Consider the following 13,664-nt stretch of genomic DNA (forward strand, 5'->3'; position numbering starts at 1 on the left):
GACACAGTGTTCACAAGCATCCTGCAGTGTTCGTGATTCCGTTATGCTTGAAACCGTATTATAAATTAGGGATTCTCATATGCTTTGCTGATGCCACGCCTGATACGGTCAGGATCGCAGACAGGCCAAGCTGCGGAACCCCACCTGCGGAGAGCGGGTTATCAAGCATCCTGGAACACGGCATACGGCGGGATATTTTCCTAAACATAATGAACAACAAAAATTACATACCGTGATAGGTGGGGAGCTAGCGGTGCCCTGTACTCGCAATCCGCTTCAGCGAGGCCGAATTCCCTTCTGCGGTATGATGGATGTAAGGTTCGCCTGATAGAAGCGGCGTTGACCTCCGGAGTCCTCGCAACGAATGCCCACGAACCTGGTCAGGCCGGGAACGGAGCAGCCATAAGTGGTGTCATTCGTGTGTCGCAGGGTAGCTCTGGACGAGCTGGCTGGATCAGCAGCACTTATGTCGTCATCACAAGGAAGGGTTCACGGTGTTACTTACAATAAGAATACATTCGTTGTGAAATTGTCCAGCTATGCCGGCTGGCCCACGCCAGGGAGAACCTGCCTTCAGTGGGCCGAACGAGCCGGCTCCGCTTTTCTTATGCCGGTGTGGCGGAATTGGCAGACGCGCACGACTCAAAATCGTGTTCTTACGAGAGTGCCGGTTCGACCCCGGCCATCGGTATTATTAGAAAAATGGGAGTACCCATCATATCTGTTCTTGGGCGCTTCTGCTTCGGCAGGCGCCTTTTTTTCGTGTTCATAGAAATCAGCCAAAAGAAGGAGAAAGAATTACTTGTATTGTAACAAAATTTATATAAATATGTATTTTTATAAATAAATTAAAGCTTTATAATAAAAGTACAGATAGCCCGAATCTAATCTATCTGCCATTCACATCCAGGGGGCAATCATATGAAACAGGCAAAGAAATCAGCAGGTATTATTATGGCCGCTGTCATGGCAACAGCTGTTTTGGGAGGCACGGCTTCTGCGGCACATGGACCGCAAAAGGTACGGGCCTTGGCGCCGGCAGTCAGCACGAAAGTGGATGCAAAGCTGCAGGAAGTGAAAGCGAAACGCGATGCGAAGCTTCGTGAAATCCAGCAGAAAAAAGCGATGCTCGACAGCCAGCTGGCTGGCGTAAAAGCACGCGTAGCGCAAAAGCAGGCTGAAATGAAGGCCAAGCAGGCGGCTATGCAAAGTGCCGCAAAGCAGAGATGGCAGAATGCAAAGCAGCGCCAACAGAAGATGCTGGAGCTTCAGCAGGCGCAAGCAGCACTGCAAAACCAAATTGCATCCCTGCAGCAGCAAATGGCCCAATTGCAAACGGATATCCAAAATCTTCTGCAGCAGAAGACAAGCCTGGAGAACCAACCAGCAGCAACACAGCCAACAACAAACCAACCAGCACAACCGGCAACGCAGCCAGCAACAGACCAACCAGCACAACCGGCAACGCAGCCAACAACAGATCAACCAACACAGCCAGTAACGGATTCGACAACACAGCCGACTGCTGACCAAACTGTTCCCGGCGGACAGTAAATATAGAGAAGGCCTGTAGGGAATTTCTTCAGCATACAGGCCGTATATTGCAGCCTCCCGGATGCCCGGAGGCTGTTTCGTTTGTCGGCATTGTTTCATGGTAAAGGAAGAGAATTGCATCAATATAACGCTGGCACAAGAGTTCAGTATATAATAGGCAGTAAAAACGAGAGGAAGTGCAGTGTATGCCTCACTTGGTCCTTCGGGGAATCACGATAGAAGCCGCAAAAGAAATGAGCCGCAGTCTGGTGGAGGAGCTGGCCGGTATCTGCGAGTGCGGAACGGACAATTTCACGCTGGAGCTCGCGCAATCTGTGTTTGTGTTTGATGGAGCTGAAATCCCGGCGTTTCCGTTGATTGAAGTCAAATGGTTCGAGCGCGGCGTGGAGGTGCGCGACCGCTTTGCCGGTGCAGTGACACGGCATGTTAAGGAAGCGGGTGCACAAGAGGTGGAAGTCATTTTCTACCCATTATCAGAGGAGCAATACTACATAGACGGCATTCGCTGTTCAGAGTAAAAGCCCGGGATTTCCCCGGGCTTTTGTCATGCAAACCGAATCATCAGCTGAATAATCTCTGAGCGGCTGGCAATGCGGACAGGCGGTCCCCATGTGCCAAAGCCGGAGGAGACGACAACATGCATCTTTTCCTTCAGCATATAGCCCCAATCCAGTTCAAACAATCGCTTTGTAATGAGATGGTTTGGCGCAAACTGCCCGCGGTGCGTATGGCCGCACATGAGGACATCCGCACCGGCGGCCGCTGCTTTGTCAAAATGGTACGGCTGGTGGTCCATCAGCAGCACCGGCTTGCTTTTGTCCAAATCAGCGAGCAGGTCTGCCACCGGAAGCCGTCCCGCCTTATCCATGGACTCCGCTGTTTTGTCCTTGCGGCCGGCCACGTAGAAGGAGTCGGCAACCAGCACTGTCTCATCCTGCAGCACCCGGATGCCGATGGAGTTCATCTGCCGGATATACTCCGGAATATGCCCGCCATAATACTCATGGTTGCCAAGAACGGCATATATACCGTAGCGGGATTGCAGCCCCTTCATCACCTGGGCCATCTCCTTTCTGATGAACGGCTCAATAACATCATCAATGACATCGCCCGGCAGCAGAATCAGATCCGGTTTCATCGCGTTCATTGCTTTCACTAAGCGCCCCAAATGCCTGTTTTCCACAATGTTGCCAAGGTGAAGGTCAGAAGCCATCGCCACCCGCAGCTCCTTGAAGTCGCCGCCCGGCTTGTCAATGTGCAGCTCGTAGGTGCGGATAATCGGATTCCAGGCGTTCCAGGAACCGATGCCAAGCAGAAGCGCCAGCACGAGTATCACAAATGTGCCCAGCACAGGCACATAAGTGGTTGTGGGTACACCGGCTGAGTGGAGGCCCCAGGCGATTAAGTCAGCAACCGGCAGGAGGATGAGAGCAAATTCCAGCAGCGCAAAGTAGTACGAGCCGACCCATTGAAAGGCGCGGCCCAGAACGCCCGGCACTATTTTGAAGCGGCCAAACACATAAGAAAGTGATACGATCCAGAATACAATCCAATACATGGCGGCCGGCACCGGCACTTCAAAGAAGGACAGCAGGAAGGAACCATGCCAGCCAATGTACACATTCAATGCCGCAAATATCAACAGCATGAGCAAGAAACGAATGACCATAAGAGTGCGCTCCTTTTGTAGAATAGGTCTATTATAGTACAAGCGCGTGCCAAAGACATAAGAGAACGGCTCTGCCGCTTTGCATTGCGGGATAGATACATCTTTACATACTTTTAAAAGTAATTATTTTTCTTTTTGGAGTAACAAACGGTTGCTTCCGAGCGTATTATCTATTACTATAGGAAGTAAGGAGGGGATGGTAAATGCAGGAAAACATAAGGCTGAATGCAGCGCTGCTGCGAAAGCGGGTGCCGAATTTGACGGCTGCCGCCAAAACAGTCGGGCTGCGGCCGGCGACGGTATCCAATTTGTGCACCGGAAAAATTCCGGTTGGCCGGGCGGAAGTCAGAACCATTGTCGCATTGGCGGAATTGGCGGGCTGTTCACTGGACGAATTAATCCTGAAGGGGGAGAGCATGACCATGCTGGAAACAGGAATTAAAGTCGTGGATTTGTTTGCACCGATGATTCAGGGGGGAACAACGGGGATTGTGGCACGGGCTCAGATTGGGCAGCTTGTGCTGCTGGCGGAGGTGTTTGAACGGCTCCGCAAGCAAGGATACCGGACAGTGCTGCTCGTGCCCCAGCTGGATAAGGCAGTGGTGGAGGAAGTGCGGTCAGTTTCCGATGCCCTCTGCACAAGTATTGATGAGGCATTTGCGGAAGTGAACCTGGCTGCTGACAAGGAGAAGGTTGTGCTTGCCGCAGATCGTGCTTTTGTACTGAACGGCAAGCTGTTTCAGCTGCGTGAGCGCCTGGATGAGGCGGGGATTGCCCCAATCACGACGCTGCTGTTTGACCCGACCGGGGAAGCGGTGGATGAAGAAGATCCGTACGGGCCGCTCGATACGCTTTGGCAGCTGGACGTGGACCTGGCGGCGCGGCGCTTGTACCCCGCAGTGAGCCCGGTGCATTCTGTATCGGCACTGATTGAAAGCGGAATGACAGAGGCGGGGCACATGGCTGTCTGGCAAAAAGCGAAGAAGCTGCTGCGCCGTTACCGGGAAATCCGATCGCTTGTCAATGCCCTTGGCTTCGATAAAATTCCGGAGGCTGATCAGCAAACATACCGCCGCGGCGAGCGGCTGGAGGCATTTTTCTCGCAGCCTTTTTATGTGGCAGAGCCGTTTACGAAGAAAACGGGGGAGAACGTGAATCTGCGGGATGTGCTGCATGGCGTGCAGCGGATTTTGGACGGAGCTGCCGACGGCTGGGAGGTACAGGAGCTTGCGTACATTGGCGGGCTGCCAAGCAAGAGGTAGAGGCAAAGAAAGAGGGACTGCCGCACAGTCCCTCTTGTACTTACTGCTGTACCAGCCTTAAAGCGCGGTAAGCATCCAAATTGCGGTGAATCTGGGCAATATGGCCCTTCAGATGGTCCACATACCCCCCCAGCAGCTCTTCAAGCGTTACCTTGCCCCGTTCCACATGGACGCCGGTACGGTCCCATGCTTCAGCTGGAAGCGCTTCCAAAACAAAGGCGAAGGATTTGCGCAGCAGCTTTATAATCTCCAACGCAAGCTTGTAGTCCTGGTCTTTATAGCTCAATATGCTGGCAAAGGCATCCTGGTCATAGGCTGTCAGCAGCGGATTGTCCTCCGCAAGAATTTTCTTCATGCGCTGTATGCCGATGCTTTCCGCATCCGCCAGATGAATCAGGATTTCATGTACGCTCCATGCTGTTTCAGAAGGTTTAAAGGATAAAATCTCCGGCGACAAGCCTGCCACCGTTTCCACCAAAGACACATAGCCTTTCTTGTACTCTTCCACGAGATTCCGCATTGATAATGCCCCCTTTTTTTCCAGCTTCACCGTATATATTCGGCGGAGAAGGGCGGAATTCCTGTGCACCAGCCGGGAAATCTCCCTCATGCCAAGAGGATAAAAATTTCTCGAAATTTGCAGGATAAAGAAAGGAAACAGCGAATACTGTAAAAGGTTTGTCTGCAGCAGAGATACACATGAAAATTTTGCATGTGTATGCTACAATGATGGCATAGAAGGAAGCAGGTGAAATCATGACAGTACAATTGTATTCTTATCCGAAATGCGGGACATGCCAGAAGGCCAAGAAGTGGCTGGATGCGCATCATGTGTCCCATGAATTCGTACATATTGTGGAAGCGCCGCCTTCTGTCGAGCAGCTTCGAGCCATTTATGAAAGCAGCGGCCTGGAGCTGAAGAAGTTCTTTAACACAAGCGGCATGAAGTACCGTGAGCTTGGCATCAAGGACAAGGTGAAGGACATGACGGAAGACGAGCAGCTGGCGCTTCTGGCATCTGACGGCATGCTGCTGAAGCGTCCGATCGTAACAGACGGCAGCAAGGTGACACTCGGCTTTAACGAGGAGCAGTTTGCACAAACGTGGCTGTAGTACCGATAAGGTATTTACATAGTATACAATCATGGAGGGGACAGAAATGAGTATTCCAAAGGAATTGCGTTATTCAGAGGAGCATGAGTGGGTAAAAGCAGAGGGCAGCCGTATCGTAATCGGCATCACAGATTTCGCGCAGCATGAGCTGGGCGACATCGTATTCGTGGAGCTTCCGGAAATCGGCGCGGAGCTGAAGGCAAACGAGCCATTCGGCAGCGTGGAATCTGTTAAGACAGTATCCGAGCTGTATGCACCGATCAGCGGCAAGGTAGTGGAAGTAAACGGCGACCTTGGCGACAGCCCGGAGTTGGTGAATGAGTCTCCTTACGAAAAGGCTTGGATGGTTGTAATTGAAGCCTCCGACCTGAGTGAAGTGGACAGCCTGATGACGGCTGAGCAATATGCTGAGATGACAAATCAAGACTGATGCCAGAGAAGGTTCTCCTGCCGGGAAGTCCGTGCAGGATGGGCCTTCTTTTTTCTGTGAAAGGCCATGCTTCCACAGTGGTTCTGAACCTCCCTTCGGTGAGCTGAACGAGCCGGTTCCGCTTTTCGTGATGTCCAGCTCCAGCAGCCAGCCATCTGCCAGGGAAGAACCTGGCCAGACAAAGGCAAGGAGCGCCTTTGCGTGCCAGAACCGTTCCCTTCGGATGGCTAATCGGGCTGCTTCCGCTTTTCGTGATGTCCAGCTGCACCGGCTAGCTCACTGCCAGGGAGAACCTGCCCGCATAACAGGCAAAAAGCGCCTGTTAGCGGCCAGAACCTCCCTTCGGTGAGCTGAACGAGCCGGTTCCGCTTTTCGTGGCAAAATGGTATATTATGCAAACGAGAAAAACAGGAAACAACAAGGGAATAAGGAATATACTATATACTAAGGTTGTATCATAGTCTAACTTAGTCGGGTGATGCACAATGATGGAACATGAGAAGGTCATAATTGTCGAAGGAAGATCCGACAAGAAGAAAATTGAGTCACTGATTAAGGAACCAGTGGAGATTGTCTGCACAAACGGCACCATCAGTCTTTCCAGGATGGACGAATTCATTGAACAGTTTTATGATAAGGATGTGTATATTCTCGTTGATGCGGATGCTGCGGGAGAAAAGTTGCGCCGGCAGCTGCAGCGCGAATTTCCGCAGGCCGAGCACTTGTATATTGACCGTGCGTACCGGGAAGTGGCAACCGCGCCCACGCAGCATTTGGCAGCCATTCTGCTCAGCGCGCACATCGATGTCAATGCAGATTACTTACGATAGGACTGAATGGGATGAAGGAGTGGACAGGAGACGAGGTCTCCCGGAGAATCGCAGCCGAGGAACGAGTCATTGTGTATTTGTACACGCCGCTGTGCGGGACATGTCAGCTTGCGAAGAAAATGATGGTGGTCGCTGAAGCCGCACTTGGCATGGAAGTCGGCATGACAGATTTGAACTATGCGCCCAAGCTGGCGTTGCAATATGAAGTGGAAAGTGTTCCCTGCCTGCTTATCTTCCGGAACGGAGAAGTGGCCAAGCGGGTATACGCGTTCCAATCCGTGGAGCATGTGTATCATGCGCTGAAGGATGCTTAAGAGGAGGCCGGATTGGCCTCTTTTTTTGCTGTAGGAATGAATGAACAGTTCTGCGGAACAGGGGACGCATGAAACAATCCCTGTCTAAGGCTTGTTTCCATTCTGCCTTGTATGGGAGGAACAGACGGAAAGTGCCCCTCTGTGAACAAAGGGGCGCCTTTTGTTATAGCGTAATGGCTTGAAAGTCCCGTTTATATGGCGCCAGCAGGTCCCAGCGGAACTCTACGCCGGTTCCCGGTGTATCAGGGGCCACTGCACGCCCATTTTCAATGACGAGCGGCCGCGTGGTGTAGCGGTCAATCGGGAAGCTGTGCACTTCTAAATAAGAGGCATGCGGCATGGCTGACATGAGACTGACGTGCAGCTCCTGCATCCCGTGGGTGCAGACAGGGAGATTGTGGGCAAAAGCAAGATTCGCCACCTTCAGCCAGCCCGTGATGCCGCCGATGTTAGAGGCGTCCGGCTGCGGAAAATCAATATTGCCACGGGAAATCATGTTTTGGAACTCGTAGATGGTATGCAGGTTTTCCCCGGCGGCGATGGCCAATCCACCTTCCTTGGAAATCCGGCCATAGCCGTGATAATCATCCGGAATAGTTGGTTCCTCAAGCCAAAGGACATTATATTCCCGCAGCTGTTTAGCTGCCTTAATGGCAGTCTCGAGCGACCATTTCATGTTGGCGTCAACCATGAACACCACGTCTGGACCAATCAGCTCGCGCACAGCCGCGACACGTTCCATATCTTCCTCCAGCGTTTCCTGGCCAAGCTTGATTTTGACTGCTTGAAAGCCTGCATCCAAGTAGCCTTGCACGTTACGCAGCAGCTTTTCCTGAGAGAAGTTAAGATCAATTGCGCCCGCATAGCACTTGGTGCTATTGCTGGCGCCGCCAAGCAGCTTCCACAGGGGCTCGCCTGCTTTTTTCGCCCGTAAATCCCAGAGGGCAATGTCGATGGCAGAAATGGCAAAGGAGGCAATGCCGCCCCGGCCGACATAATGAATCTTCCAATTCATATCCTCCCACAGCTTCTCCACACAAGAAGCATCTTTGCCCAGCAAAAACGGCTTTAGGTCATGCTCAATCATGGCACAAACCGCCCGGCCGCCAACACCCCCTGTATAGGTGTAGCCTACTCCCTCCGAGCCGTCAGATACTTTGATTTTTACAATGGGCAGCTCAAAATGGGTATGTATCCCGTGCTTCGCGTCTCCCAGCTCTTCCTCCAGCGGAATCTGATAATACTCAGTTACCACGTCTATAATTGTCCTCACAGCCGCCATCTCCCTTACAGTGGTTTATATAGCACGCCCCTGGCCGGCAGCCAGGGACACGTACTTGATCATGTTAATAAAAGTTGATGCTGTCCCGCATAGCAGGCACAAAGCCAAGGCGGGTGGATACATGGTTGTTTGCATGCTTGAGGGATTGAATGATTTGCTCCTGTTTGGCAAGCATCCGGTCCGTTGGTCCAGCGACACTAATCGCAGCAACCGCATGGCCGGTGTAGTTGAAAATCGGAACAGCAAAGCAGGTCAGCCCTTCCTCCACCTCTTCATCATCCATGGCAAAGCCGCGTTGCCTCACTAGAGAAAGCTCTTCGAAATAGCGTTGCTTATCCGTGATGGTATGCTCAGTGAACTTTGGCATCCCTTTCTCTGTCAGCACACGGTCTACTTCTTCAATATGAAAATTGGACACGATGGCCTTTCCAAGCGAGGTACAGTGTACAGGCTTTCGTGTCCCGAGTTGGGCATTTGTGGTGACAGCCTGCTTGCCTTCCGCCTTGTACACATACACGATTTCGCCATTGTTGTACACCGCAAGAAAAGCAGTTTCATTCAAATCATGGGCCAGCTGCTTTAAATGCGGTGCAGCAATATCGACAATGTTCCAGTTCGTCAATCCGGACATTCCTACTTCAATCGCTTTAATGCCAATATCATATTTTTCAGTGGATTCTATTTGCTCGACAAAGTGGCGGTTTTTCAATGCTTCTAAAATGCGGTGGGTGGTGCTTTTTGCCAACCCGAGCTCTTCGGCAATTTCACCCACTCCAACTGCCCCCTGTCTGGAGGCAATCAGCTCTAAAATGAGTAAAGCACGCTCTACTGCAGAGCTCGATTGAGCTGCATTATTTTTTTCCAAGTCTTTTTTCATGAGAAACCATCTCGCTTCCTTTCAGGAATAGCATGAATAACGGAACAATGTTCCTTTAATCTAATATTAGTTCCGTTTTCGGTGCTAGTCAACTAAATATTCTGACTATTTTTTACAGAGGTTTCAATATTGGAATGATTTTGGGAGAGGTGCAGAAGCCAAAGGTAAATGTAATTATTTTTTATATTTTCTGAATTTTATAGTTGACCATACCGAAAAATGGAAGTATTATGAGTTCAGCGGAACAATGTTCCTTTATTTTTGGGTAAATCAAAAAAAGTGAAAGGTAGTTCCGTATTAGGGATGTCATTGCTCATGCAAAGGGACATGGTCTAAGCTGCAAGTAAGCGTTCACATTCACCGGGAGTACATAAGAGATTACTAGAACAGAAGAATGCTGCTGAGAAGCCGGTGACCAGATGTTTGTAATGTTAGCTTCATACATTCATTTTAGAGGAGGAACAAACATGTCAGATCTTCGTTTAGCTGGAAAGGTTGCTTTAGTAACAGGCGGGGGCCAAGGAATCGGCCGGGCTATTTGCTTGCGTCTTGCAAGTGATGGTGCTGATGTCGCAATTGCTGACTTGAATTTGGAGTCTGCTCAAGGCGTGGCAAGGGAAGTGGAAGAATTGGGCCGCCGGGCATTTGCCATGCAGGTGGATGTTCGCAGCAAGGAGGCTGTACGCAATAGTGTGCATCAGGTTGTTGCTGAGCTCGGCTCAATCGACATTCTTGTAAACAATGCCGGCGTTGGCTTATTTAATGGAATCTTTGAAATTGATGAGCAAGAATTGGATTTGCAATATGAAGTAAACGTAAAGGGCTTGTTCTTTGCCATGCAGGCGGCAGCCGAGTACATGGTGAAAAATAATTCCGGCAAAATTATTAATCTTGCCTCTCAAGCAGGCCGCCGCGGCGAGCCATTTGCCTTGTCCTACTGCATGAGCAAGGCTGCAGTCATCAGCATGACACAGTCTGCCGCAATGGCGCTTGCTCCGCACAAGATAAATGTAAACGCTGTCGCACCGGGTGTTGTTGATACGCCGTTCTGGGAAAAGGTAGATAAAATTTTTGCCAGATTACAAAATCTTCCAGAGGGTGAACCGCGCCGCCGCGCAGTCGAAGCAATTCCGCTCGGCCGCATTGAGCAGCCGGAGGACGTGGCAAACGTCGTTTCCTTCCTGGCAGGGCCGGATTCCAACTATATGACGGGTCAAACGGTAAACGTTGACGGCGGAAACGTCCTAAGCTAAGATTATCATCCTTTAGAAATGGAGACCAGCTAAAATGACGAGGAAAGTAATTGTAATAACAGACTGTGACCATCCGTCGGTGGCCATCGAACGGGAAGTACTTGAGGGAATGGGCTTTACAGTCGTGTTAGAGCAGTGCCGTACAGAAGAAGACGTGATTGCCAAATGCCAGGAGGCATATGGCCTCATCAATCAGTATGCGCCGCTGACAAAGCGGGTGCTTTCCTCGCTTCCGAATTGCCAGGTTGTCGTTCGTTACGGCGTTGGTGTGGACAATGTGGACTTGAATGCTGCTTCTGAAGCCGGCATTCAGGTCTGCAATGTACCTGATTACGGAGTCGAGGAAGTATCTGATCATGCGCTGGCACTTATTTTTGCCCTGAAGAGAAAGATAAATCTGCTGTCTAACGATGTAAAACAAAATAACTGGGATTTCCAAATCTGCCGCCCCATCCGCCGTTTGCGGGATTTAACGCTTGGTGTTGTTGGTCTTGGCCGCATCGGCCAGGCAACAGCGAGAAAAGCAAAAGGCCTTGGCTGGAATGTGATCAGCTATGACCGCAATGAAAAACGTACAATGGCAGGTGTGCAATCCGTAACCTTTAACGAACTGCTGGAAACAGCAGACATCATCTCCGTTCACGTACCTCTCTCAACAGACACACATCATTTGTTCAGTCAAGAAGCATTCCGCCGAATGAAGCGCGGCGCCATTATTGTAAATACAGCCCGCGGTCCCATTATCAATGAACGGGCCTTGGAAGAAGCCATCCACACTAATCAAATTGCAGGAGCTGCGTTGGATGTGATGGAGCAGGAGCCGCCGCAGCCGAATCATCCATTATTCAGGTTTGATAATGTCATTATTACACCTCATGCTGCCTGGTATTCAGAAGAGGCTTCGTTTGATCTAAAACGAAAGGCTGCGGAGGAAGCAGGCCGAGTCGTGCTCGGGGAAGCGCCCTATAACCCGGTAAACGAACTCCAAGGGATTGGGGGCACTCCCCGATGAATGATATGAAAGCGGTTATATATGAAGGAACACGTCAGGTGGCAACAAGAGAGGTGCCGCTTCCGAAAGGAAAGGAAGGTTGGTCTCTCATCAAGGTAGACTTCTGCGGGGTATGCGGCACAGATTTGAACATTTTTGCCGGAAGCCATCCGCGCGCTAAGGAAGCTCTTATTATTGGACATGAGTTTGCCGGCACGGTGGTGGAGCATCCTGACCTTCCCGCCGGAACAGCAGTTACCGTCAGGCCGCTCTTGTTCTGCGGGACCTGTGAGCCGTGCCAGGATGGAAATTCGCATGTGTGCGAGTCGCTTGGCTTGCTTGGCATTGATCGGCCTGGGGGGATGGCTGAGTATGTGCTGGCTCCGGCGGATGAGGTGTACCCGCTGCCGCCAGGCATGTCCATGAAGCGAGGTGCGTTAATTGAACCTTTTGCGGTCGCAGTGCATGCAGTGCGGGAATCCGCTTTTAAGCCGGGAGATGCTGTAACCGTTTTCGGTGCTGGTCCGATTGGCTTGTGCGTGGCGGTTACGCTGAAGCTGTTCGGGGCCACCGATGTGGCTGTGGTGGAAGTGCAGCCGTTCCGGAAGGAGATTGCTGCTGCCCTGGGCTTTACCGTCATTGATCCGTCACAGCCGGATGCAGTCATTCCGCAGCGGCCGGTCGTATATGACTGCGCGGCCCATCCTTCAGTAGCCAAACAGCTGGTGCAGGTTACAGCCATTAAGGGACAAATTGTACTGGTCGGCACCTACAAGTATCCAACAGAACTGGACTTGCAAAACATTACATTTAAAGAATTGTCTGTAAAGGGAACCCGCGTATATACAAGGAAAGACTATGAAATTGCGGCGGCATTGCTTTCCAGTGACTTTGAGTTTGAAAGAATGATTACGCATGAATACCCGGCTGACCAAGCAGCGGAAGCATTTGAACTGCTGGCGGCCGGCGGAGACAGCGTGAAAGTTCTTATCACACTATAAAACAACCAAATATCTAGAGGAGGGGTTTGTTTGAAGCGGTACCGTATTCTTACAGCATTTTTATCTATTCTAGTTCTGTTCCTGGCGGCGTGCTCCAGTGGTTCAACGACTACGAGCTCAAATGCCGGCACAGGCACAAGCAGCGAAAAGAAGAGCAGCAAGGAGATTGTCGTGGGCTGGTCCCAAATGGAGAACAACAATCCATGGCGTATTGCAGAGACAAAGAGCATTCGTGACGAAGCAAAGAAACGCGGCATTAAGATGGTGTACTCCGATGCCCAAGGCGACACTGCGAAGCAAGTGTCTGACGTCGAAGACATGGTAGCGCAGAAGGTGGATTATATCGTTTTGGCACCGCGTGAATTCGAAGGCTTGGCGCCGGCTCTTGCTGCTGCCAAGAAAGCGGGCATTCCGGTTATCCTCGTAGACCGTAAAGCAAAAGGTACAGTTGGCGAAGACTATGTAACATTCCTGGGCTCCAACTTCATCCAACAGGGTGAGAGAGCTGCTGACTGGCTTATGCAAGCCATGGGCAACAAGGGCAATGTAGTAGAACTGACAGGCACATCCGGTTCCTCTGTAGCAATGGACCGCCAGAAGGGCTTTACGGACCGCTTAAAGGCAAAAGCACCTGACATGAAAATCATTGCTTCTCAAACTGGTGACTTTGCCCGTGCAAACGGCCAGAAGGTGATGGAGAACCTGCTGCAGTCCTACGGCGACAAGATCAATGCCGTATATGCTCATAACGATGAAATGGCAATCGGTGCAATCAATGCAATCAAGGCTGCCGGCAAGGTTCCTGGAAAGGACATTACCATCGTATCCGTTGACGGAACCAAGGATGCTTTGAAGGCCATCATTAACAGTGAGATGGGTGCTACGGTGGAAAGCTCTCCATTCTTCGGGCCTCGTGTATTTGATGTAATCGAGAAGCTGCAGAAGAAGGAAAGCGTTCCGACTGAAATTATCATTGAAGACCGTTTCTTTGATAAAAACAATGCGAAGGAATTTGTTGACCAAGCTTATTAATCTATGAAATTGTGCGCCGTCCCCGCCACGCGGGGGCGGCCATAAGAGAAAGGGGG

At 51.0% G+C, this 13,664-nt stretch carries 15 protein-coding genes, 1 tRNA gene and 2 other RNA genes; 14 read left to right on the plus strand and 4 right to left on the minus strand.

From position 1 onward, the window contains the following. Window positions 1-15: 15 nt before the first annotated feature. The 5 genes from ssrS (at window position 16) to NK662_RS14100 (ending at window position 2,072) form a co-directional block, all read left to right on the plus strand. Window positions 16-198: non-coding RNA, 6S RNA (ssrS, locus tag NK662_RS14080), on the plus strand. Window positions 199-230: 32 nt separating this feature from the next. Continuing rightward, window positions 231-495: signal recognition particle sRNA large type (ffs, locus tag NK662_RS14085), an RNA gene on the plus strand. A 114-nt stretch (window positions 496-609) separates the two neighbouring features. Then, window positions 610-691 (plus strand) — tRNA-Leu (locus tag NK662_RS14090). Between the two features lie 230 nt (window positions 692-921). Then, window positions 922-1,554 (plus strand): hypothetical protein, encoded by a 633-nt coding sequence (locus tag NK662_RS14095; protein ID WP_254759580.1) that lies wholly within the window; start codon window positions 922-924, stop codon window positions 1,552-1,554. 185 nt (window positions 1,555-1,739) lie between these two features. Further along, window positions 1,740-2,072, plus strand: a complete 333-nt coding sequence (locus NK662_RS14100; protein WP_254759581.1) for a DUF1904 family protein — start codon at window positions 1,740-1,742, stop codon at window positions 2,070-2,072. 26 nt (window positions 2,073-2,098) lie between these two features. Here the strand turns inward: NK662_RS14100 and NK662_RS14105 are convergent, their stop codons facing one another. Beyond that, window positions 2,099-3,223, minus strand: coding sequence for a metallophosphoesterase (locus NK662_RS14105; protein ID WP_254759582.1), 1,125 nt, complete (start codon window positions 3,221-3,223; stop codon window positions 2,099-2,101). A gap of 203 nt (window positions 3,224-3,426) precedes the next feature. On the opposite strand from NK662_RS14105, the gene NK662_RS14110 reads away from it, so the two are divergent. Continuing rightward, window positions 3,427-4,485: an ATP synthase beta subunit C-terminal domain-containing protein gene (locus NK662_RS14110; protein ID WP_254759583.1), complete on the plus strand. Its 1,059-nt coding sequence runs from the start codon at window positions 3,427-3,429 to the stop codon at window positions 4,483-4,485. 40 nt (window positions 4,486-4,525) lie between these two features. Here the strand turns inward: NK662_RS14110 and NK662_RS14115 are convergent, their stop codons facing one another. Continuing rightward, the gene (locus NK662_RS14115) at window positions 4,526-5,005 is read right to left on the minus strand and encodes a DinB family protein (RefSeq protein WP_254759584.1); all 480 of its coding nucleotides are present in this window, start codon (window positions 5,003-5,005) and stop codon (window positions 4,526-4,528) included. A gap of 236 nt (window positions 5,006-5,241) precedes the next feature. On the opposite strand from NK662_RS14115, the gene NK662_RS14120 reads away from it, so the two are divergent. From NK662_RS14120 to NK662_RS14135, 4 genes are all read left to right on the plus strand, one after another. Further along, window positions 5,242-5,598: an arsenate reductase family protein gene (locus NK662_RS14120; RefSeq protein ID WP_254759585.1), complete on the plus strand. Its 357-nt coding sequence runs from the start codon at window positions 5,242-5,244 to the stop codon at window positions 5,596-5,598. A 46-nt stretch (window positions 5,599-5,644) separates the two neighbouring features. Beyond that, window positions 5,645-6,028, plus strand: a complete 384-nt coding sequence (gene gcvH / locus NK662_RS14125; RefSeq protein WP_254759586.1) for a glycine cleavage system protein GcvH — start codon at window positions 5,645-5,647, stop codon at window positions 6,026-6,028. A gap of 485 nt (window positions 6,029-6,513) precedes the next feature. Next, window positions 6,514-6,858 (plus strand): toprim domain-containing protein, encoded by a 345-nt coding sequence (locus NK662_RS14130; protein ID WP_254759587.1) that lies wholly within the window; start codon window positions 6,514-6,516, stop codon window positions 6,856-6,858. Window positions 6,859-6,869: 11 nt separating this feature from the next. Continuing rightward, complete coding sequence (locus NK662_RS14135; protein WP_254759588.1) at window positions 6,870-7,172, plus strand: thioredoxin family protein; 303 nt, start codon at window positions 6,870-6,872, stop codon at window positions 7,170-7,172. Between the two features lie 163 nt (window positions 7,173-7,335). Here the strand turns inward: NK662_RS14135 and NK662_RS14140 are convergent, their stop codons facing one another. Both NK662_RS14140 and NK662_RS14145 read right to left on the minus strand, forming a co-directional pair. Beyond that, window positions 7,336-8,445, minus strand: coding sequence for a mandelate racemase/muconate lactonizing enzyme family protein (locus tag NK662_RS14140; RefSeq protein ID WP_438503622.1), 1,110 nt, complete (start codon window positions 8,443-8,445; stop codon window positions 7,336-7,338). A gap of 73 nt (window positions 8,446-8,518) precedes the next feature. Then, complete coding sequence (locus tag NK662_RS14145) at window positions 8,519-9,331, minus strand: IclR family transcriptional regulator (protein WP_254759590.1); 813 nt, start codon at window positions 9,329-9,331, stop codon at window positions 8,519-8,521. 467 nt (window positions 9,332-9,798) lie between these two features. On the opposite strand from NK662_RS14145, the gene NK662_RS14150 reads away from it, so the two are divergent. The 4 genes from NK662_RS14150 to NK662_RS14165 are packed head-to-tail and all read left to right on the plus strand — an operon-like array spanning window position 9,799 to window position 13,608. Continuing rightward, a complete protein-coding gene (locus tag NK662_RS14150) occupies window positions 9,799-10,584 on the plus strand; it encodes a glucose 1-dehydrogenase (RefSeq protein WP_254759591.1) in 786 nt (261 codons plus the stop codon). 34 nt (window positions 10,585-10,618) lie between these two features. Then, entirely contained in the window at window positions 10,619-11,596 is a 978-nt protein-coding gene (locus tag NK662_RS14155) for a C-terminal binding protein (RefSeq protein WP_254759592.1), read from the plus strand. Beyond that, window positions 11,593-12,576 carry a zinc-dependent alcohol dehydrogenase gene (locus NK662_RS14160; RefSeq protein WP_254759593.1) on the plus strand — a complete coding sequence of 328 codons (984 nt, stop codon included), beginning with the start codon at window positions 11,593-11,595 and terminating at the stop codon, window positions 12,574-12,576. Before NK662_RS14155 ends, NK662_RS14160 begins: the two co-directional genes overlap by 4 nt. Before the next feature lie 30 nt (window positions 12,577-12,606). Further along, a complete protein-coding gene (locus tag NK662_RS14165) occupies window positions 12,607-13,608 on the plus strand; it encodes an ABC transporter substrate-binding protein (RefSeq protein WP_254759594.1) in 1,002 nt (333 codons plus the stop codon). Window positions 13,609-13,664 lie beyond the last annotated feature (56 nt).

Origin of the sequence: Ectobacillus ponti (assembly GCF_024294785.1) — a bacterium.
In the GTDB taxonomy this organism is placed as follows: domain Bacteria; phylum Bacillota; class Bacilli; order Bacillales; family Bacillaceae_G; genus Ectobacillus; species Ectobacillus ponti.